Annotated in this window: 20 protein-coding genes; 7 read left to right on the top strand and 13 right to left on the bottom strand. The window is 62.0% G+C overall.

Going from position 1 to position 20,402, the window contains the following annotated elements; genetic code table 11:
* Positions 1-969: 969 nt before the first annotated feature.
* The 3 genes from rlmB to L6762_RS09385 all read right to left on the bottom strand — a co-directional run bounded on the left by rlmB (position 970) and on the right by L6762_RS09385 (position 4,373).
* Positions 970-1,950 (bottom strand): 23S rRNA (guanosine(2251)-2'-O)-methyltransferase RlmB, encoded by a 981-nt coding sequence (gene rlmB, locus L6762_RS09395; RefSeq protein WP_237186993.1) that lies wholly within the window; start codon positions 1,948-1,950, stop codon positions 970-972.
* 105 nt (positions 1,951-2,055) lie between these two features.
* On the bottom strand, positions 2,056-3,480 hold the full coding sequence (gene cysS, locus L6762_RS09390) for a cysteine--tRNA ligase (RefSeq protein WP_237186992.1): 1,425 nt from the start codon (positions 3,478-3,480) through the stop codon (positions 2,056-2,058).
* 2 nt (positions 3,481-3,482) lie between these two features.
* Positions 3,483-4,373, bottom strand: a complete 891-nt coding sequence (locus L6762_RS09385) for an alpha/beta fold hydrolase (RefSeq protein WP_237186991.1) — start codon at positions 4,371-4,373, stop codon at positions 3,483-3,485.
* A gap of 123 nt (positions 4,374-4,496) precedes the next feature.
* Between L6762_RS09385 and L6762_RS09380 the strand changes: the two genes are divergently transcribed.
* Together L6762_RS09380 and L6762_RS09375 are read left to right on the top strand one after the other, a co-directional pair.
* A complete protein-coding gene (locus L6762_RS09380; protein WP_237186990.1) occupies positions 4,497-7,040 on the top strand; it encodes a bifunctional lysylphosphatidylglycerol flippase/synthetase MprF in 2,544 nt (847 codons plus the stop codon).
* Positions 7,040-8,380 carry an alpha/beta hydrolase gene (locus tag L6762_RS09375; protein ID WP_237186989.1) on the top strand — a complete coding sequence of 447 codons (1,341 nt, stop codon included), beginning with the start codon at positions 7,040-7,042 and terminating at the stop codon, positions 8,378-8,380. Before L6762_RS09380 ends, L6762_RS09375 begins: the two co-directional genes overlap by 1 nt.
* A 12-nt stretch (positions 8,381-8,392) precedes the next feature.
* Here the strand turns inward: L6762_RS09375 and ispF are convergent, their stop codons facing one another.
* Genes ispF through L6762_RS09360 form a run of 3 tightly spaced genes read right to left on the bottom strand, consistent with a single transcriptional unit; the run spans position 8,393 to position 10,151 of the window.
* A complete protein-coding gene (gene ispF / locus L6762_RS09370) occupies positions 8,393-8,869 on the bottom strand; it encodes a 2-C-methyl-D-erythritol 2,4-cyclodiphosphate synthase (RefSeq protein ID WP_185173527.1) in 477 nt (158 codons plus the stop codon).
* Positions 8,866-9,642 carry a 2-C-methyl-D-erythritol 4-phosphate cytidylyltransferase gene (ispD, locus tag L6762_RS09365; RefSeq protein ID WP_237186988.1) on the bottom strand — a complete coding sequence of 259 codons (777 nt, stop codon included), beginning with the start codon at positions 9,640-9,642 and terminating at the stop codon, positions 8,866-8,868. Before ispD ends, ispF begins: the two co-directional genes overlap by 4 nt.
* 23 nt (positions 9,643-9,665) lie before the next feature.
* Positions 9,666-10,151, bottom strand: coding sequence for a CarD family transcriptional regulator (locus L6762_RS09360; RefSeq protein WP_185173529.1), 486 nt, complete (start codon positions 10,149-10,151; stop codon positions 9,666-9,668).
* A 257-nt stretch (positions 10,152-10,408) separates the two neighbouring features.
* Here L6762_RS09360 and L6762_RS09355 point away from each other — a divergent pair, with 257 nt between their 5' ends.
* The gene (locus L6762_RS09355; RefSeq protein ID WP_237186987.1) at positions 10,409-10,954 is read left to right on the top strand and encodes a hypothetical protein; all 546 of its coding nucleotides are present in this window, start codon (positions 10,409-10,411) and stop codon (positions 10,952-10,954) included.
* Positions 10,955-11,040: 86 nt separating this feature from the next.
* On the opposite strand, the gene L6762_RS09350 is transcribed toward L6762_RS09355, so the two are convergent.
* Entirely contained in the window at positions 11,041-11,721 is a 681-nt protein-coding gene (locus tag L6762_RS09350) for a response regulator transcription factor (protein WP_237186986.1), read from the bottom strand.
* Positions 11,722-12,969 (bottom strand): sensor histidine kinase, encoded by a 1,248-nt coding sequence (locus L6762_RS09345; protein ID WP_237186985.1) that lies wholly within the window; start codon positions 12,967-12,969, stop codon positions 11,722-11,724.
* A 184-nt stretch (positions 12,970-13,153) separates the two neighbouring features.
* Between L6762_RS09345 and phoU the strand changes: the two genes are divergently transcribed.
* Positions 13,154-13,810, top strand: coding sequence for a phosphate signaling complex protein PhoU (gene phoU, locus L6762_RS09340; protein WP_237186984.1), 657 nt, complete (start codon positions 13,154-13,156; stop codon positions 13,808-13,810).
* A 97-nt stretch (positions 13,811-13,907) separates the two neighbouring features.
* On the opposite strand, the gene L6762_RS09335 is transcribed toward phoU, so the two are convergent.
* The 3 genes from L6762_RS09335 to L6762_RS09325 all read right to left on the bottom strand — a co-directional run bounded on the left by L6762_RS09335 (position 13,908) and on the right by L6762_RS09325 (position 16,286).
* Complete coding sequence (locus L6762_RS09335) at positions 13,908-14,648, bottom strand: phosphoglyceromutase (RefSeq protein WP_237186983.1); 741 nt, start codon at positions 14,646-14,648, stop codon at positions 13,908-13,910.
* 129 nt (positions 14,649-14,777) lie between these two features.
* The gene (locus tag L6762_RS09330; protein WP_237186982.1) at positions 14,778-15,092 is read right to left on the bottom strand and encodes a DUF2516 family protein; all 315 of its coding nucleotides are present in this window, start codon (positions 15,090-15,092) and stop codon (positions 14,778-14,780) included.
* Between the two features lie 12 nt (positions 15,093-15,104).
* Positions 15,105-16,286 (bottom strand): trans-sulfuration enzyme family protein, encoded by a 1,182-nt coding sequence (locus L6762_RS09325; protein WP_237186981.1) that lies wholly within the window; start codon positions 16,284-16,286, stop codon positions 15,105-15,107.
* Positions 16,287-16,415: 129 nt separating this feature from the next.
* Between L6762_RS09325 and tmk the strand changes: the two genes are divergently transcribed.
* The 3 genes from tmk to L6762_RS09310 are packed head-to-tail and all read left to right on the top strand — an operon-like array spanning position 16,416 to position 18,570.
* Positions 16,416-17,120 carry a dTMP kinase gene (gene tmk, locus L6762_RS09320; protein WP_423817107.1) on the top strand — a complete coding sequence of 235 codons (705 nt, stop codon included), beginning with the start codon at positions 16,416-16,418 and terminating at the stop codon, positions 17,118-17,120.
* Positions 17,117-18,274, top strand: coding sequence for a DNA polymerase III subunit delta' (locus L6762_RS09315; RefSeq protein WP_237186980.1), 1,158 nt, complete (start codon positions 17,117-17,119; stop codon positions 18,272-18,274). Before tmk ends, L6762_RS09315 begins: the two co-directional genes overlap by 4 nt.
* A gap of 35 nt (positions 18,275-18,309) precedes the next feature.
* On the top strand, positions 18,310-18,570 hold the full coding sequence (locus tag L6762_RS09310; protein WP_237186979.1) for a hypothetical protein: 261 nt from the start codon (positions 18,310-18,312) through the stop codon (positions 18,568-18,570).
* A gap of 60 nt (positions 18,571-18,630) precedes the next feature.
* On the opposite strand, the gene L6762_RS09305 is transcribed toward L6762_RS09310, so the two are convergent.
* Together L6762_RS09305 and L6762_RS09300 are read right to left on the bottom strand one after the other, a co-directional pair.
* A complete protein-coding gene (locus L6762_RS09305) occupies positions 18,631-19,995 on the bottom strand; it encodes a PFL family protein (protein ID WP_237186978.1) in 1,365 nt (454 codons plus the stop codon).
* A 12-nt stretch (positions 19,996-20,007) separates the two neighbouring features.
* The gene (locus tag L6762_RS09300) at positions 20,008-20,277 is read right to left on the bottom strand and encodes an ACT domain-containing protein (protein WP_237186977.1); all 270 of its coding nucleotides are present in this window, start codon (positions 20,275-20,277) and stop codon (positions 20,008-20,010) included.
* Positions 20,278-20,402 lie beyond the last annotated feature (125 nt).

The following is a 20,402-nucleotide window of genomic DNA, read 5'->3' as shown; positions in this document are numbered from 1 at the left end:
AAACTCTCCGTTAGAAAAATAATGAAGTAGTTGATGATCCTGGTCTCTGATTGTTAGCGAACCATTCACCACGGGGTGGTGTGGTTCGAGCTGACGAATCTGAAACCAATTGATTATCAAATTCTGTGAGAAACCGTTGGTTTCTCACATTGTTATATAAATATTTGGTATCAGTTCAATTTCCGCACTACCTGGTGTTCGTTGTGAACACTAGTGTGTAGTGTGGACGATAAGAATGTTATTTATAACATTGGTACGCTATTGAGTTTTCAAGCAACAAACCGCATTCTCAACCCTAGCCAGATGTTGGCCGGTGTTTCGTATCGGTCATTCTCAGTTTTTCGTGTTACCCGTTTGGGCAACTCGTCTAGTCTATCGCGTTTCTTTTCTGTGTGTCAACTCGGTGTTCCGTGTTGTGTCTCACAGTGGCTTTTGGCTGGTTTGTTACTTCACAACCTGACTCGTATGAGTCCTGATGATCAGCTGCCTGCTTGGGCCTGAATTCGCTATGTGACTAGGTGTTTTGTCGCTTGGTGGGTTTCCCCTGTGCCGTGGCGACTCGTAATACTCTACGCAGGTTTTTCAGACCGCGCAACCCGAAAGAGATACTTTTGGGGCATTTCTACCCCAAGAGCCACCACCAAGAACAGCAAACGACCTAGTCAAAACCATAATTACCAGAAGAAAAGATTTTTTAAAGTTTTTTTAAAGATCTACAGAAGGCTTGATTTTAGGGATTTTATGTGAGCCAGGCCCTTATTCTGACTCACATAAGTTTCTTATGTTTGTGCGGGGGCGGCAGACTCACAGCGAAGCTGCTGGCACCGGGGCTGGCGTGAATCGCTTGTGAGCCTCAGCGAACCAGCGAGAGGGTCGGCAGCGAGAGTGAGTCTGCCGCACCCTAAAGACTAGATAAACAAGAAGTGCTCCCCCGCTATCGCGGGAGAGCACTTCGTTCTTATATAGAGCTTAGGCAGCTCGGCGGCGGGATACCTCGTAGAGGGAGATTCCTACTGCCATGGAGGCGTTGAGCGATTCCATCGCTGAGCTAATGGGAATCGAAACGATTTGGTCGCAGTTCTCGGTGACCAGTCGTGACAACCCCTTGCCTTCTGAACCAACAACAATCATGAGCGGTTCAGAGGCCAGTTCGAGGTTGGGCAGGTCTACGTCGCCGCCGCCGTCCAGACCGACGACGAAGATGCCGGCGTCCTTAGCCTGCTGGATCACGCGGGTCAGGTTAGTGGCCTTAGCTACGGGGATACGGGCAGCAGCACCGGATGAGGTCTTCCAGGCCGAAGCAGTCATAGCTGCCGAGCGGCGCTCGGGAATGATGACGCCGTTGCCCGAGAAGGCTGAAACGGAGCGGATGATGGCGCCCAGGTTGCGGGGATCGGTAATACCGTCCAGGGCAACGAAGAGGGGCGGGGTGCTCATCTTCTTGTCGTACCAGAGATCCATGGTGTCGAGGACCAGATTGCCGGCGTCCGGGTACTTGTAGGGGGGAATCTGCAGAGCGACACCCTGGTGGACGGCGTGGTCGGTCAGGCGGTCCAGCTCGTTACGGCCAATTTCGAGCATGGGCAGGCCCTGCTTGTTGGCTTCGGTCATGATGTCACGGACGCGGTCATCGACCTCGATGCGGGACATGACGAAGAGGGTCTTGGCAGGGATCTCGGTCTGCAGGGCCTCAAGTACGGAGTTACGGCCGGTGACAAGTTCGTCGGAGGCACGCTTGCCGCCCAGGCGGGGCTGGCGGGAGCGCAGGGTGTTTGTTGCCTTGCGGTTTTCGGCGGCCTTCTTCATCTTGTAGGCCTTGTGGTAGACGCGGTCTTCTGCCTTGGGGGTGTTGCCGCGGCCTTCGAGGGCCTTACGGCCGTGGCCGCCGGTGCCCTTGGTGGGGCCCTTCTTCTTATTGGTTGCGCCGGGGCGTGAGCCTGCCTTCGCCATGGGGTGTGTCCTTTGTTTGATGTCTATGAATTGTTTTCTAGCTTACCGACCCCCTGCCCCCTGTGGGGCGAGAGATGGAGCACGGTAGCGGGAGGGCTATGAGGCCTAGAGGGACCAGGTGGAGCCGGATGCGCCGTCCTTGACGGTGATACCGGCAGCGGCCAGGGCGTCACGGATTTGGTCGGCGCGGGCCCAGTCTTTAGCCTCACGGGCTTCGGCACGCTGGGTCAGCATGGTCTGAATCAGAGAGTCGAGCGCTGCGTGTTCGCCGGGTTCGTTGGCGGCAGCCCCCGCCTGGCTGAAGGACATGAGCTCAACCAGCCCCAGCACCTTGGCCATAGCGTAGACCTGCTCGGCGGCTTCCTGGGCGGATTCACCGGCAGCCAGGGCTGCGTTACCGGCGCGGACGCCCGCGTGCAGGGCAGCCAGAGCCTTGGGGATGTTGAGGTCATCGTCCATGGCCTCGGCAAAAGCATCGGGTACCGCAGCGTCTTCGCGATGGTAGTCGCGGGTTGCGGCCAAGAAGGCTTCAACGCGTTCAACGGCTACACGAGCCTCTTCGAGGGAAGTGGGGTGGTAGTCGAGGACGGAGCGGTAGTGGGCCTGGCCCAGGTAGTAGCGGACGACCAGGGGGCGGGCAGCTTCGAGCATCTGGGCGGGGGTGATGATGTTGCCAATGGACTTGGACATCTTCTCGCCCTCGTAGTTGACCAGACCGTTGTGCATCCAGAAGTTGGCAAAGCCGTAGCCGGCCGCCTGGGACTGGGCCATCTCGTTTTCGTGGTGGGGGAAGCGCAGGTCGAGGCCGCCACCGTGAATATCAAAAGTCTCACCCAGGTACTTACCCGCCATAGCCGAGCATTCCAGGTGCCAGCCGGGGCGTCCCTTACCCCAGGGGGAATCCCAGGAGGCGGTGACGGGCTCACCTTCCTTATAAGCCTTCCAGAGGGCAAAGTCGCGGGGGTCGCGCTTGCCGCGGGGGTCGGCGTCCGGAGCGGCCTGCATGTCGTCAATCTTCTGGCGGGTCAGGGCACCGTACTTCTCCCAGGAGCGCACATCGAAGTAGACGTCGCCGCAACCATCCGTCGCCGGGTAGGCATGGCCGCGGTCAATGAGGCGCTGAATGAGGGCAAACATCTCGGGGATATGCCCGGTAGCGCGCGGTTCGTAGGTGGGGGGTGCGATGTTGAGGGAGGCGTAGGCCTGCCCGAAGACCCGCTCGAAGCGGTAGGCCAGGGCCCACCACTCTTCAGCCGGGTGTTCGCCGGCGTAGCCGGGCTCAAAAGAGGCGGCCGAGTTCACCAGAATCTTGTCGTCGATGTCGGTGACGTTACGAACCGTGGTGACCTTGTAACCGCGGTAGGTCAGCCAGCGAGAGAGCTGGTCAAAGACCAGGCCCGAGCGCACGTGCCCAATGTGCGGGGCACCCTGAACGGTGGCACCGCAGTAGTAGATGCGGGCTTCGCCGGGGTGAACCGGGGTGAAATCACGGACGCTTGCTGTTGCTGAATCATAAAAACGTAGAGTCACGCCTAACAGTTTACCGTGCGCTGTAGAACCGGTGCGAGGACGCTTGCCGCATGGTTAATCAGCAGGGAAAAATGTCCGTCACTCGGCAGCTCGTGAATCTGAGCCCCCAGGCGGAGCCCTAAGTTGCGAGCGCGGGCGGGTTTGATGGCCAGATCGCGCCCGGCTACCCAGAGATGAACCGGGGCTTTAACGGTGGACTCTGCGAATCCCCAGTCGTCTTGAATTGCGTACTCGTCTTGCACCCCGCCTTTGATGGAGAACTGCAGGGCGTAGTCGTGGGAGATGGTCATGCGGTAGGCGGCGGTGTGGCCCTGCACGTCGCGGCCCAGGGCGGAGGCCAAGGTCGAGGCGGACGCCAGGGGGCGGCTCAGGGCGCGGGAGGTGAGGTCGATGAGCGGTTTGGGGAACCAGGAGAGGGTGAGGTGGGAGAAGTGAACGCGCAGCGGGGTGAGGTTAAGCCCTAAGTGGGACTCCCAGAGGGGGTGATGGGTGAAGGGGGCCAGTAGGATAAGCTGTTCTACCTTGTCGGGGTGGAGGGCCGCCAGGCTCATGGCGTGGGGCCCACCGCCGGAGAAGCCGATGACGCTAAAGCGGCCAAGCTCCAGGTGGTCGATGATGGCAGCGGCGTCCTCTTCTGCCCAGGTGCCAACCAGCCGGTAGGGGACGGCGTCCGACGCTCCCAGCCCCGGGCGGTCCGGGGCGATAATGCGGATACCCAGTTCACGGGCTGCCTCGTCAAGGAAAAGTGCCTCGTAGCCGGTGCCAGGGGTTCCGTGGCAGTACACGGCGGTAGCCCTGGGCGATTCCGTCTGCCCGAATTCGTGCCAGGCGATGACGCGTCCCCCGTCCTGGCTTAGCAGGTGAGGGCGGGGTTCAAGGGGGTCGGCGTTCACAGGTACTTCTTTACAGCTTGGGGTGGTGTTAACAGGGACAGGCTTATTTTAGCGCTGATAGGCCGGGTCTATACTGAACGAGAATAACACCTCACTCTTTGCATAACTGACCAGGATCCTGCTGTGCCCTCGACACCTCCCCCGGCCCCGGCCCTCACCGACTCTCAGCGTGCGTCCGCCCGGCGCCTGCGCTGGGCCCGTGAATACCTCACCACCTACATCACCGCTGCGCCCTTAACAGCCCTGCTGGTGGTGCTGGCCCTCATTGGCCTACCCACCCAGCTCCTGCTCGGGCGGGAGCGGGCAACGGCCCTGACCTTCCAGCCGGGTAACTTCACCGCAACATGGGAGCCGCTGACCGGCATCATCATCAACTACAAGCCGGTCAGCACCATCTTCTTCCTGATAATCCTTGTATTGGTCGGGCCCCTGATCGAACGAGCCCTGGGCACCTGGCGGTTCACACTCACAGCGCTAGCGAGCTATCTGGCCCCCGCTGCAGCCCTCACCATCGTCTTCTCAGTAGCAGAGGGGCTCATACCCGGCTGGGCCCAGGCACTGACCACCCACTCGGTCTTTGGCTTGCCTCTCATGCTGACCGGTTCCCTCCTGGCTGCAAGTCGTACCTACTCCATCATCTGGCGGCGCCGCGTCCGCCTGCTCGCCTGTACCCTGCTCCTGGGCCTGTTCCTTTTTGGTGGCTCCCTGCACGATATCGGGCTGGTGCTGGCAGCGCTCACCGGCTGGGCCTGCGGAGTCTTTCTGATACCGGCACCCACCCGCGAGCATTCTCTGGTGGGAACCCGCCATGAAGCTCGTACCCTGGTAGCTCTCACCATCGCTGCAATTTCTCTGGGTATCTTCTTCGCCGCCCATGCCCCCAACCCCGTAGGCCCCCTAGCGGCAGCCCGCTACGAAGTGGGAGCAGGCAACCTTACCGATGCCGCCCTTAACTCGCTCTGCGCCAGCAATGCAGCGAGCACCCTGTGCGCCCACCAGGTCTATCTAGAGCAGACCAAGGGATTCTTAGCGAGCGCACTGGCCCTCTTCCCCCTCATCCTTCAGCTTGTTCTTGCCCAGGGACTAGCGCGAGGGCGACGTCTAGCCGCCTACGGCATCCTGGTGCTGCAGGGGGTCATCCTGCTCTTTTCGGTACTGCGCCTAGTGATTTACTCCGGTGTGCTAGGCCAGCACCTTGCGCCTCTGGGCGCAATCGCAGAACTTGAGGACGCCGGCACCCGCCTGCTCGTGCCCGTGCTGGTACCTGCCGCCCTGATTGCCCTGGTTCTAGCCACCTGGCGCTACTTCCCGCTGGCCTCATCGAGCCGGGCACTGCGGGCGTCCGCGCAGACCGTAGGGCTGGTAGCCCTTACCGGGCTGGTGCTGGTCACGGTTGTAGCCACGGTCTTCCCGCAGGGCTTTGCCCCTCACCCCACTCCCCTGCCCTTTGCCCTGGACTACCTGGTCAAGCTCCTGCCCTCAGCCGCCTGGTATGTGCTCCCGCCCTCCTACGCCGGCACCTCCTGGCTCACTACCTCGCTGCACTGGCTGGCCCCCGCCCTGACCTGGCTCACCCTCATTATCTGCACCTACCGGGTACTGACCGTTCCTGCCGGGGATACCGCCCAGAACCGCAACCGTTACCTTGAGCTGGTTCGTGCCCACGGGGCGGGCACCCTGGGCTGGATTGGCACCTGGGATAACCGCAACTACTGGATTTCTAGCAGCGGGCAAGAGGGCTTTGCCTATCTCGACCACGGGGGTGTAGCCCTGACTGTCGGTGACCCGGCAGCGGCCCCCGAGCGAGTTGATCAGGCCGTGCAGGAGTTCGCCCGTTTCTGCACCGACCGGGGACTGGCTCCGGCCCTTTACTCGGTGCACGCTCCCACCCAGCAGGCTGCCCAGGCCCTGGGGTGGAGTTCCTGGCAGGTTGCCGAGGAAGCCATCATCGACCTGGCTGACCTCAAGTTCTCGGGTAAAAAATTCCAGTCCATCCGCACCGCCCTCAATCAGGCAGGCAAGCAGGGCATCACCACCAAGTGGACCACCTACAATGACCTGCTCCTGGCCGAATGGGCCCAGATTGTTGAGATTTCTGAAGGCTGGGTCTCTGAGAAGTCCCTGCCCGAGATGGGCTTTACGCTCGGCGGTCTCGAAGAGCTCAAGGACCCCGATACCCGCATCCTGCTCGCCCTTGATGAGAGCGGCTTCATTCACGGGGTAACCTCCTGGATGCCTGTGCACCGGCAGGGCCGCGTCATCGGCCTCACCCTGGACTTCATGCGCCGCCGCGACGCCGAGGGCGTCTTCGCTGCCTCCATGGAGTTCCTGATTGCCTCGGCAGCCCAGGACGCCAAGGACGAGGGGCTCAAGATTCTCTCCCTCTCCGGCGCTCCCCTGGCCCACTCTGTTGCTCCGGCAGAACGCAGCGGCCTTGACCGGCTCTTAGACTACCTGGGTGAGCGTATGGAGCCCCTCTACGGCTTCCGTTCTCTGCTGACTTTCAAGGCCAAGTTCCGCCCGCGTTTTGAGCCCATGTATCTGGTCACCCCCGACTCCGGTGACCTACCGGCGATCGGCATCGCGGTCTCCCACGCCTACCTGCCCGAAATGAAGGCTAAAGACGTACTGGGTATCGTGCAGGCCATAGGCTCCCAGGAGAAGTAATGTTCGCTGACCTTGCCCGCTCCGTTGACCTGCGCGCCAACTTTTGGGGGCCGCTAGCGATTGGGCTTGCGGTGGTGCTGGCGCTAGTGCTCCTGGTGCGGTCTAGGGGAGCTGTGCGCTGGCGTACCCAGCTGTTGATTGTGCTGGTGGTTGCGGCTCTCGTTGCCCTCACTGCCTACCTCACCAACAACGTGTGGCACCCCGTCGCTGAGGGCATTGACGCGCCCACCTGGCTCTGGTCGGGCTACGCCCTGTGGGTGGTGATCTATGCAGTAATTCTCACCGCGGCAGGTTGGGCAGGGCGCGGACGCCTGCGCCGGGCTCTTTCGGTCACGGCAGCTACCCTCACGGTAGTTCTGGGGCTTGTCCTTACCGGGCTGGGGCTCAACGCCTACTACGGGGGCTACCCCACCCTGGCGTCCGCCCTGGGAATTACCGTACCCACCAGCAGCCTGGCCCAGGCAGATGCCTCTACCCCCGTCACCGCCTACGATACCGGCGGGCAAACCCTGGCAAGCGCGTGGAAAGCCCCGGCCGATATGGCGAGCGCAGGAACCGTCATCCGCGAAAATATACCCGCAGATGATCCTGCTTTTACACCACGTGATGCCTATGTCTATCTACCCCCAGCCTACTTCAGTAATCCGCGTCCGCTGCTGCCCGTCGTCGTCCTCATGGCCGGGCAGCCCGGCGCTCCTGCCGACTGGTTCAACCTCGGCGGGGTGCAGACCATACTCGACTCCTACGCTGCGGATCACGCCGGGTTAGCCCCCGTTGTGGTGGTGGTCGACCAGCTTGGCGGCGACTGGAATAACCCCCTCTGTAGCGATGCTGCGCAGGGGCAGGTAGCCACCTATCTGCAAGAGACTGTTCCCACCTGGATTACTAGCAACCTGCAGGTCGATACCGACCATTCTCACTGGACTATCGCCGGGCTCTCGAACGGCGGCACCTGCGCCTTCCAGACCGCCCTGCGGGCCCCCGATGTCTACCCCACCTTCCTGGATATGTCGGGCGAAGCTAACCCCTCCCTCGGCAGTGAAGAACTCACCATCAGCCAGGGCTTTAGCGGCGATACAGCAGCCTACCGGGCTAACGACCCGGCCAGTATGCTGGCCCAAGGTACCTACACGAAACCCGGCCCCACCGGGATTTTCTCCATGGGGACGGACGACGACCCCTCCTACCATTCGGGGCTAGAAGGCCTCTACACCACAGCCCAGCAGGCCGGGCTCGACGTGCAGTGGAAAACTTACCGGGGCAAACACGAGTGGAAGGTCTGGGAAGCGGCTTTCGCCGACGCCCTGCCCTGGCTGGGGCAGCGCGCCGGTCTGCAGTAACCTCTACGCCAGCTAGCTCCGCGGATAAACCAGGGCTACGGCGGTAGCCGCCACACCCTCACCCCGGCCGGTTAGGCCCAGCCCGTCGGTGGTCGTGGCGGTGACCGTCACCGGGGCACCGGCAGCCTCAGACAGGACGCGGTTAGCCTCGTCCCGGCGCGGAGAAAACTTGGGTTTATTGCCAATCAGCTGCACCGCGATGTTGCCAATCTCGAACCCGGCAGCCCGCACAATCGCAGCCGCCTCAGAAAGAATCCGCACGCCGGAGGCCCCAGCCATATCGGGCCGGTCCACACCAAAGTTCGAACCCAAATCGCCCGTACCGCTGGCCGAAAAAAGGGCGTCAGCAGCCGCGTGAGCCACCACGTCGCCGTCCGAGTGGCCTGAGAGCCCGCGCTGGCCCGGCCAGTGCAAACCTGCCACCCACAGTTCGGTGCCTTCTTCACCAAAAGCATGCACATCAGTACCGGTGCCAATACGGGGAATCATGATTCTCTCTTTTCGTCGTAGAGGGCTATAGCTAGGGTCAGGTCAAGGGGGGTCGTAATCTTGAAGGCTTCGGCAGCCCCCTCGACGGTCGCAACCGGTAGCCCCAGGGTTTCAGCCAGCATGGCATCATCGGTGATGCTTTCGGCAAACTCGGGGGCCAGAGAGGCAACATCGCGGTGGGCCTGCACAAGGGTAGCCAGGTCAAAGCCCTGGGGGGTCTGCACAGCCCGCAGCTGTGCCCGGGCCGGGGTACCGCTCACGTACCCATGATCATCCACTGTTTTGATGGTGTCGACCACGGGCAGCACCGGAATTACAGCCTTCTCCCCCGCCTCAAGGGCGGCAGCCACCCGGTGGTAGACGCTGGCAGGGGTGAAACAGCGGGCGGCATCGTGCACCAGGACGCCGGTGGGCAGCTGCTCGGGGGCACCCGGCAGGGGGGCGGCGTCCGCAATCGCGGCCAGGGCAGCCGTCACCGATTCGGCGCGCGTTGCGCCGCCGGGCACCGCCAGGGCACCGTACCGGGCACAGACCTGCCGCAGCGCAACGTCCTGCGGGGGTACCGTCACCACCAGCCGTGCCGCCACGCCCGACTCCCGGGCACCGGCCAAGGCCCATTCCAGCAGGGTGCGCCCGGCAACCTGTACTGCCGCCTTCGGCATACCTGCGCCCAGACGCGACCCAGAACCGGCCGCCACAATAACGACAGCGAGCACCGAACCACCAGATGTGGTTACGGTGCCCGCTGTATCAGAAAAATCTAGAGTGCTCACAGCTAGTGAGCATACCCGAAAGTTTAGACGCCCTCGAGAATCTTATCGAGTTCAACCTCGGCAGCTTCTTCGTCGATGTCCTTAGCCAGGGCAACCTCAGACGACAGAATCTGACGGGCCTTAGCCAGCATACGCTTCTCGCCTGCCGACAAGCCGCGGTCGTTCTCACGGCGCCACAGGTCACGCACGACCTCGGCAACCTTCAGCACATCACCAGATGCCAGCTTCTCAACGTTAGCCTTGTAGCGGCGGGACCAGTTTGCTGCTTCTTCGGTATCGGTAGCCTGGAGTACGTCGATGACTTCCTGCAGACCGCGCTCGTCAACGACATCGCGCACGCCCACCATATCGACGTTCTCAGCGGGCACCTCAATGACCAGGTCACCGTTAGCGACCTTGAGTTTCAGGTACATCTTCTCTTCGCCACGGATCTTGCGCATCTTGATTTCTTCAATCGTTGCGGCACCGTGGTGAGGGTAAACGACTGTTTCGCCAACCTCAAAAACCATATGGATAAACCCCTTTCAGCCTACCTATTCTACCATGCAACGAAAGACAGCACCCTTAAAGTCTCAAAATAGGCCCGGTGCTCTCAGCGAACCTGTGCGCTTCATTTACGCCCTTTTGCCTCGTTGATACAGACGTATTGTCGTTAAACCAGATAGAATGTGACCTGAACAGACCAAAAATTCCGTACCTCGGCGCGGAGCACACACACTTTCTCTGCCCCTCGGCAGACTACGACCCTACACAAGGAGCTAGAGCTGTGAAGAACACCGCTTCTTTGACCGTCAAGCGCGCCAGCGCCCTCGTCGCCATCGCTGGTGCCCTGCTGGCCACCACCGGTTGCACCTACACCAACCAGCCCGCTACCACCATCGTCTACTCCGCCTCCGACGGCCAGATGGCTAACCTGCTAGGCGAGAACAACCAGCAGGATATCCAGCTCCGCAACATCATGGTCATCGCAGCCGATGAGGCCTCACAGGGCCGCGTGCTGGGCACCATTCTGAACCAGACCGAGGAAGACGCCACCGTTACCCTGGCCTTCCCCACCGAAACTCTCACCGTTGAGGTTCCCGCTGGCCAGGAAGTCCGCCTGGAAAACGACGAGAACGAACTTCTTCTGGCTGAGGCCGGCGCTAACCCCGGTCTGCTGCTGAAGGACGTCGAAGTCTCCTCCAACGTCACCTCCAGCACCACTACCTTCAACGTTCCGGTTCTTGACGGCGCCCTGGAAGAGTACGCCCCCTACCTGCCCACCGCAGCGGCTACTCCCAGCGCTACCGAAACCGCTAGCAGCAACGGTTAAAACCCTTTCGCTTTAAAGATGTGGGGCGGGCCCTTCAGGTAACTGAAGGGGCCCGCCCCACTGCTTTGTCCAGCCTAGGGTGCCGTTTAGGGTTCAAACTTGTAGCCCAGGCCGCGCACGGTGACCACGTAGCGCGGGGACGAGGGGTCGGGCTCAACCTTGGAGCGCAGGCGCTTAATGTGCACATCAAGGGTCTTGGTATCGCCCACGTAGTCAGCACCCCAGACCCGGTCGATCAGCTGCGAGCGCGTCATCACGCGTCCTGCATTCCGCAGCAGCATCTCAAGTAGCTCAAACTCCTTGAGGGGCATAGCTACGGTTTCGCCGGATACGGTCACCACGTGGCGCTCAACGTCCATGCGCACCGGGCCGCCCTCAATCGCCCCGGCGTCGTGCTCTTCGGGTTCGCCCTGGCGGCGCAGGACGGCGCGGATGCGGGCGATGAGCTCGCGGGAGGAATAGGGCTTGGTGACGTAGTCGTCAGCACCCAGTTCAAGGCCGAGCACCTTATCGATTTCTGCGTCTTTAGCGGTCAGCATGATGATGGGAACCGCGCTGGTGGCGCGAATCTGCTTACAGACCTCGGTGCCGGACTGGCCGGGGAGCATGATGTCGAGGAGCACCAGGTCTGCACCGTTTCGCTCGAACTCAACCACGGCGTCCAGGCCGTTATCGACCACCTGCACCTCAAAGCCCTCACGACCCAGCAAAAAGGCCAGGGGCTCGCTCAGCGACTCTTCGTCCTCAACCACTAAAATACGGGTCACTTACTTTGCTTCCTTCGCAGTTTGAGCCGACCCCGCGGGGCGCGGAGCAGCGTTGGTGTTGTGGTCTGTTATCTGGGTAAGGGATCCCGTCGGCGGGTGCTCCCCCAGCAGGTCTTGTTCGGTTTCTTCATCGACAGTGGGCAGGGCAATCGTGAAGGTCGAGCCGGAGCCGGGCTGGGACCAGAGGGTCACTTCGCCGCCGTGCTGGCCCACAATGTGCTTCACGATGCTCAAGCCCAGGCCGGTGCCCCCGGTTTGGCGGGAACGCGCCGGGTCAACCCGGTAGAACCGCTCGAAGATGCGGTCCTGTTCGTCCTCGGGAATGCCCGGGCCCTGGTCTTTCACAGAAATTCTAACAGTGTCACCCTTCACAGCCATACCGATGCCCACCTTGGTGTTCTCGGGCGAGTAACGAATGGCGTTCTCAATTAGGTTGCGCAGGGCGGTGCCCAGCAGCTCGGGGTCGCCGTGGACCGGGCGGGGGGCCTTTCCGCCCACCAGGAGTTCAATGTTTTTGCCCTCGGCTGTGAGGCGGTTACGGTCGACTGATTCAGTGACCACCTGCTCAACATCGACCAGGGTGGAGCTCAGTACCATATCGGCTGACTGCAGGCGGGAGAGCTCGATGACGTCCTGCACCAGGGCTGCCAGCCGCTGAGATTCCTTTTTTAGCTTGCCCGAGAAATAGAGTACCGACTCGGGGTCGTCAGCCGACGACTCGATGGCCTCGGCCATGAGCCCCACCGCGCCCACCGGCGTCTTGAGCTCGTGCGATACGTTGGCGACGAAGTCGGTACGGACGGTCTGCGCGCGGGCGATCTCGGTACGGTCGTCAGCCAGCACCAAGATGTACTCGTCGCCCACCGGGGCCACGCGCAGGTCAATTACCAGGCGGCTCTGGTCGTAAAAGCCACGGGTTAAGATAATTTCTTTTTCGACGATAATGCCCTTGGAGCGCACCGCGTCGATCATCTCTAGCAGCTCGTCAGAGACCACTGTATGCCCGCGCACCAGCCCTAAGGCGTAGGCGCCCGGAGAAGCCTGCACCACCCCGTCCACGGCGTCCACCACCATGTAGGCGCGACCAATGACCGCCAGCACCTCGGCGGCGCCGTCGCTAATGGTCGGCTCTTCAACGTCGGCCCAGCGAGCGCGCTGACGCTCACTCCGTTGTACGGCGAGCATGCTCACCACGCCGATGAGGAGCCCCAGCACAGCGGCAGACAAAGCAATCACAGTAGGGTTCACATCTACCAGCTTAGAGCCTACCGGCCCTACCCCGTGCCCCGCAGACCCCCAAATATCCCGGGGTTCAACTAACGTTTACCCAACCATGTGCTTGTGTTCATGTGACCTTGGCACTCTAAAGGGGTAGCCATGGGCAGGAGTCTGCCCGGCACCCCACACTTCCCCAGATGGAAAGGACGCGCACGTGCGCAAAGTCTTCCAAGCCGAACTACAGCACGTCGGCGAAGAGCTGATTCATATCGCTACCCTGGTCCAGGAGGCTCTCGGCCGCGCTTCGGACGCCTTCTTGCAGGCCGATATTCAAGAAGCCGAAGAGGTTATCACCAACGATGCCCGCATCGACTTCATGCAAAACGAACTCGATGAGCGCGCTATCGACATTCTGGCCCTGCAGGGCCCGGTAGCCTCCGACCTACGCATGATTGTTGGCGCCCTGCGCATGAGCTCCTCCCTGGAACGCATGGGCGACCTTGCCCGCCACGTCGCCCAGGTTGCCCGCATGCGCTACCCCGAGCACGTCCTGCCCGAGTCCATCGTGCCGGTCTTCCGCGAAATCATTGAGCTTGACCAGAAGATTATCGCCAGCGTCATCAGCCTGCTCGAGACCCGCGAGCTCTCCCATACCCAGGACATCATCAAGAACAAGATGCGCATCAACGAACTCCACGTTGAGGTCTTCAACCGTATGGCAGCCCCCGACTGGGGCCAGAACGCCCAGGTCACCGTTGACGTCACCCTGGCCTCCCGTTACCTGGAGCGCTTTGGCGACCACGGTGTGTCGGTAGCCCGCAAGGTCACCTACCTGGTCACCGGCGACTGGAACGCCGTCCCCAGCATCTAGGCTGGTAGGTACCATCTCCGTCAGAAGGTACCACTTAAATCAGAAAAACCCACCTAGTTGGTGGGTTTTTCTGATTTAAGTGGTACCTACCGGGGATTTACTTCTTACCCTGGTTAGCAACAGCCTTGATGGCGTCCTTAGCAGCCTCGGGGTCGAGGTACTCACCGGGGCCAACAGGCTTGAAGTTCTCGTCGAGCTCGTAGTAGAGGGGGATACCGGTGGGGATGTTCAGACCGGCGATGTCCTCATCTGAGATACCTTCAAGGTTCTTGACCAGGGCGCGCAGGGAGTTACCGTGGGCAGCAACCAGAACGGTCTTGCCAGCCTTCAGGTCTTCCTTGATGTCTGATTCCCAGTAGGGCAGCATGCGCTCGAGGACGTCCTTGAGGCACTCGGTGCGGGGAGCGTTCTCGATGTCTGCGTAGCGGGGGTCGTTAGCCTGTGAGAACTCGTCGTTGTCGTCAAGAACGGGAGGAGCGATGTCGTAGGAGCGACGCCAGGTCATGAACTGCTCTTCGCCGTAGGTTTCGAGGGTCTGAGTCTTGTCCTTACCCTGGAGGGCACCGTAGTGGCGCTCGTTCAGGCGCCAGTTGCGCTTGACGGGGATCCAGTGGCGGTCGGCGGCATCGAGAGCCAGGTTAGCGGTGTTGATGGCGCGGCGCTGCAGGGAGGTGTGGACGACATCGGGGAGGATGCCGCGTTCCTTGAGCAGTTCGCCACCGCGGGTAGCTTCGGCGCGACCCTTCTCGGTCAGGGCAACGTCTACCCAGCCGGTGAAGAGGTTCTTTTCGTTCCATTCTGATTGCCCGTGACGGAGCAGTACCAATTTGTAAGTCATACCCCCATTATCCCACTCACGCCCTCCAAAGCAAAGATAAACCCACACATATTCACGGAAAACCCGGTCTTTTACGGGGGTTTCTTCGTGAATATGTGTGGGTTTTTCAGACCTTAACGCAAGCTGCGGCTAGCGGCGGCGTACCGCGACGGCGGGGCGGACGTCCGCGAGGAAGACACCCACGGCGGTGGCGGCAATGAGCTGCAAGAAAATAGAGCCGCCGCCGATAGTCAGTGACTGCCACACCATGAGCACGGAGAAGACGGCCGCAGCAGCGGTGGCTCCTACCCAGAAGCCCTTAGTGCGCTTGAAGGCGCTCTGGTAGGCGTAGCTTGAGGCGCGGGCGGCCTCAACCAGGGCGAAGATCGACAGGGCGGCAACTACCAGGGCCAGGGCCAGGCCCACATAGTAGGTGACCAGCATAATCAGGGCGATGGGGGTCATGGCGTCCGTTCGTTACTTGAGGTTGTCGAGGGCCGCGGCCAGGTCGTTGTAGAGGTCATCGACGTTCTCGATACCTACCGACAGGCGCAGTAGCGACTCGGGGATTGAGTGGGGCTCCGAACCGTGGCGGCGGCGGCGTTCAATCAGTGATTCTACGCCACCGAGACTGGTAGCGGGCGTCCAGATGTTCAGGGCCTGCACTACGCGGTCAGTTTCTTCGGCAGTGGCGTCCAGGGTGATGGAAAGGATTGAGCCGAAGGTGCGCATCTGTGCGGACGCCCGCTCAAAGCCGGGGTCGGTGGGCAGACCGGGGTAGCGCACGGCCTTAACGGCGGGGTGGGCCTGCAGGCGCTGGGCCAGTTCGAGGGCGTTAGCGGCAGCGCGTTCAACGCGCACACCCAGGGTACGGACGCCACGCAGACCCAACCATGCCTCGAAGGGGCCGGCGATAGCGCCGTTGGTAGTACGGTGGGCCTGCATGGCTTCGCGCAGGGTCGGGTTAGAGGTGACGGTGATACCCAGCAGTACATCGGAGTGACCGGCGATGGACTTGGTGGCAGAGTGGACAACCACATCGGCACCCAGGGCCAGCGGGTTCTGCCCCAGCGGGGTGGCGAAGGTGTTGTCAACGGCAGAAACAATGCCCAGGCGCTGAGTTGCCGCGAGGATAGCGGGCAGATCGGCGACCTCCATCATGGGGTTGGTGGGGGACTCCATCCACAGCAGTACCTTAGGGGCAGCGTAGTTGATGTTCTCGGGGGTGGTACCGGCAGTAGCGGCGGCCTTTTCGAGTTCGGCAATGACGGACTCTGTGTTTTCGATGTCCAGGCGCACCACGGTGGTGATACCGCGAGCTTCAAGGCGCTTAGCCATAGAGACTGAGGCCATGTAGGTGTGCTCGGGCAGCAGAATGATAGAACCTACGGGTACCAGATCCTGCACAGCCGCAACAGCTGCCATGCCGGAGGCAAAGACCAGACCGGGAAGCTCTGCTCCTTCAAGGTCAGCGACGACCTCTTCGATGCCGTCCCAGGACTGGTTGGAGAAACGGGCGTAGGTGTTGAGGTCTGAGGGGCCGGTCTGGCGGAAGGTGGACGACATGGCAATCGGCGGGTTCACGGGAGCCAGATCGTCGTGGGCGGGGCGGCCACCGGCTACCAGGCGGGTTTCGGGTGAGAGGTTCTGTTCAGTCATAGATTCAACGATACGCGCAGCACTAGGCCCAGTGCCAGAGGTACGCCACAGGGTGACATATGGGACGGGCTAGAGAGTAGTCTCGGGTAGACCGGACGGCAGGCGCAGCGCCTTGGTAGGCTTATACCCGTGACCCACGCACTTTCTTACACCCCAGAAGCCGACCCGGGCGTCCGCCCCCACCCGGCGGACGCGAGCAGCGCGGCCCGCCCCTACCCCGGCACCTTCATCGCCTTCGAAGGCGGGGACGGCTCGGGCAAAACCACCCAGATTAAACTCCTGGCCGACGCCCTAACCGAACGCGGCTACTCGGTGCTGGTCACCCGCGAACCCGGCGGAACCGATATCGGTGAGAAACTCCGCGCCCTCGTTCTTGAGCACGGCAACGGTGAGATTGATCCTCACACCGAGGCCCTGATTTTTGCTGCCTCCCGCGCAGCCCACGCCCACCAGAAAATCCGCCCCGCCCTTGAAGCCGGGCAGGTGGTGCTCTGCGACCGCTACATCGATTCTTCAGCCGCCTACCAGGGGGCCGGCCGGGGCCTGGGCATCGACACCGTGGTCGATCTCAGCCGCTGGGCTACCTCTAATCTGCTGCCCGACACCACTATTCTGCTCGATGTGCCCCTGGCCGAAGGACGCTCCCGCGCAGGTGCCCGAGGCGCCGCCGACCGCATGGAATCGGCAGATGACGCCTTCCACCGCACCCTACACGCCACCTTCCAGCAGCTAGCCGACGCCAGCCCCGAGCGGTACACCCGCATTGACGGCGCCCGCCCGATCGAGGACGTCCACGCCGACGTGCTGGCAACAGCCCTGGGGAGTATCGCATGAGCGTCTTTGACACCCTCACCGGCCAGCTCGACGTACGCGCCCAGCTCACCCGCGCCGCCGCCGAAGAGAAACCAACCCACGCCTGGCTCTTCACCGGCCCTCCCGGGGCAGGCCGCTCCACCGCGGCCCTAGCCTTCGCCGCTGCCCTGCTCTGCGACCAGCCAGACCCGGCTGCCCGGGGCTGCGGGCACTGCCGCTCCTGCCAGACGGTGCTCAGTGGCTCCCACGCCGACTTCCTGCACTTCACCACCGAAAAAACAACCATCACCATCGAAGAAGCCCGCGACTTCGTGGTCAAAGCCCAGGACCGCCCCGCGGTAGGGCGCTGGCGCGTCATGCTCATTGAGGACGCCGACCGCATGCCCGAGCGCACCTCCAACGTGCTACTCAAGGCTATTGAGGAGCCCCCGCCCTACACCATCTGGCTGCTCACCGCCCCCTCGCCCGCGGACGTCCTGGTGACCATCCGCTCCCGCTGTCGCCCGGTCAAGCTGCGCCTGCCATCGGTGGCGGACGTCGCCGCCCGGCTTCTTGCCGACGCGCAGGCAAGCGGCACCCCGCTTGAGCCCCACCAGGCAGACTTCGTAGCCCGCCTGGCCCAGGGCAATCTGGAAGTAGCCCACAAGCTAGCCACCGACCCCGAAGCCCGCAAACGCCGCAGCACCGTGGTGCAGATGCCCATCACTCTGCGCTCCATTGCCGCTGCCATGGAGGCCGCCGACGACCTCATCACCATCGCCGAGGCAGAAGCCGAAGCGGACGCCGAAGCCCGCAACGAGACCGAGCGTTCCGCCCTGCTCACAGCCCTGGGCTATGATGACGGCGAGAAGCTCTCCCCCACCCACCGGGCCCAGGTGCGCCAGCTCGAAGAAGATCAAAAACGCCGCGCCAAGCGCATTCAAACCGATACCCTCGACCGGTTCTTGGCCGATATTCAAACCGTCTTCCGCGATGTGCTCACCGTGCAGCTCTCCACCGGGGCAGACATCATCAATGCCCACCTAGCCGATGACATCTACGCCTACGCCGAGCGCACCAGCCCCGAGCGCACCCTAGCCCACCTCGATACGGTAGCTACCACCCGCCGCCGCATCCGCACCAACGCCGGCGCCCGCCTGGCCTTCGAAGCCATGATGACCAGCTTCATCGCCTAGCCCCCCCGGCCCTTCTCCTGCCAGAAAGCACCCACATGGCCCAGTCCGCTCCCCGTCCGCTCGCCCACCTGGGGCCCCTGCAGCAGCTGCGCGCAGGAAAACTTGCCCTGCGCCTGCCCCTACTCGTGGTCGGCCTGGTAGGTTTCGGGGCCTCCTGCGCACTGCTCATCAAGGCTGGCCTGGGCGCCCTAATCATCACTTTTTCTGTGGGGCCCCTCATCGGCTGGTTCCTGCCCTACGTGACGGTGCCGCTCACCCCGCGTCCGCGCCCCTCATCAGGGGTAGGTACCACTTAAGTCAGAAAAACCCACCAACCAGGTGGGTTTTTCCGATTTAGATGGTACCTACTGCGGAGGTTAGTTGCGGAAGCCGTGCACCGGGGAGGGGATACGACCGCCACGGGCCACAAAGACCTCGGCCGACTCGGGGTGGGCAGGCATGACGGGAGCCCGGCCCAGCAGCCCACCAAACTCCACCATCTCGCCAATTTCCAGGCCGATCGCCGGAATGACGCGCACAGCGGTAGTCTTGTGGTTCATGACGCCAATCGCCGCTTCGTCGGCAATCATGGCCGAAATCGTCGCGGCCGAGGTATCGCCGGGAATCGCCACCATGTCCAGGCCCACGGAACAAATCGCGGTCATGGCTTCGAGCTTATCCAGGGTAATCTTGCCGGCAGCAGCGGCCTCAATCATGCCGATATCCTCAGAAATCGGAATGAAGGAGCCTGATAGGCCACCCACATGCGAGCAGGCCATGAGCCCACCCTTCTTCACCGCGTCATTGAGCAGGGCCAGGGCAGCAACAGTGCCGTGAGTACCCACCGATTCCAGGCCCATCTCTTCCAGCACATGGGCGACCGAGTCGCCCACCTCGGCGGTGGGGGCCAGGGAAAGATCGACGATGCCGAACTCCACGCCCAGGCGCTCAGCTGCCAGGGTACCCACCAGCTGGCCCATGCGGGTAATCTTGAAGGCCGCCTTCTTAATAGCTTCGGCGCAGTCGTCGAAGGACGCCCCGCGCACCTTCTCCAGGGCCCGCTTGACCACACCGGGGCCAGAGACGCCCACCGAGATAACGGTATCGGCCTCCTGCACGCCATGGAAGGCACCTGCCATGAAGGGGTTGTCAGAAACAGCGTTGGCAAAGACCACCAGCTTGGAGCAACCAAAGCCGTGGGCCTCGGCAGAGCCCTCAGCGGTCTCGCGAATGACCTCACCCATGGTGCGCACGGCGGTCATATTGATGCCAGCGCGGGAGGAGCCGATATTCACCGAAGCACAAACCACGTCGGTTTCATTGAGGGCACGCGGAATAGAGCGCATGAGCTTCTCATCGGCCGGGGTAGCACCCTTATCAACCAGGGCGGTGAAGCCACCGATGAAGTTAACGCCCACGGCCTTGGCAGCGGCGTCCAGGGTCTTGGCGAACTCCACGTAGTCCTCGTCGTTTGAGGCACCCGCCACCAGGGCAATCGGGGTCACCGAAATACGCTTATTGATAATGGGAATGCCGAGTTCAGCCTCAATACCCTCAGCTACCTCAACCAGGCGGGCTGCACGGGAGGTAATCTTGTCGTAAATCTTCTGGCGGGCTACAGCGCCGTCAGAGTCGGCACAGTCCAGCAGAGAAATGCCCATGGTAACCGTGCGGATATCAAGCTTGTCTTCATTGATCATCTGCAGGGTCTCAAGGATGTTACCGGAACGGTCGCTAAACATAGTCGGTAACTCCTAGAGGGTGTGCATGGCCTGGAAGATGGCGTCAGACTGAATACGAATCTGCACGCGCTGTTCTTCTTCAACCGACTTCATAGCCTCTTGCAGGTCGGTAATCGACTGGGCAGAATCGTCGAAGCTGCCCTGCAAAATCATGGTGAAGTAGCCCTGCATGAGGGTCTGGGAGACGTTTTCGATGTTAACCTTGCGCTCGGCGAGCTTGGTGGTCACACCGGCAATAATGCCTTCGTGGTCAAGGCCGGTGACGGTCAGAATAATTTTCACGAGGTTTCCTTGTGGGGACTTGTAGCCCCGCTCCCCAAGGGTGTGGAGCGGGGCGAGGTTTTTCGTCCCTTCTACTTTACCCAGTTCTCGCCGCGAACGTGGCCTAGGCAACAAAGAAAGCCGTG

The sequence above is a fragment of the Rothia nasimurium genome (assembly GCF_928381705.1).
GTDB lineage: Bacteria > Actinomycetota > Actinomycetes > Actinomycetales > Micrococcaceae > Rothia > Rothia nasimurium_G.
Note: the sequence above shows the minus strand (reverse complement) of the source record. Positions and strands in the feature narration are given on the sequence as shown.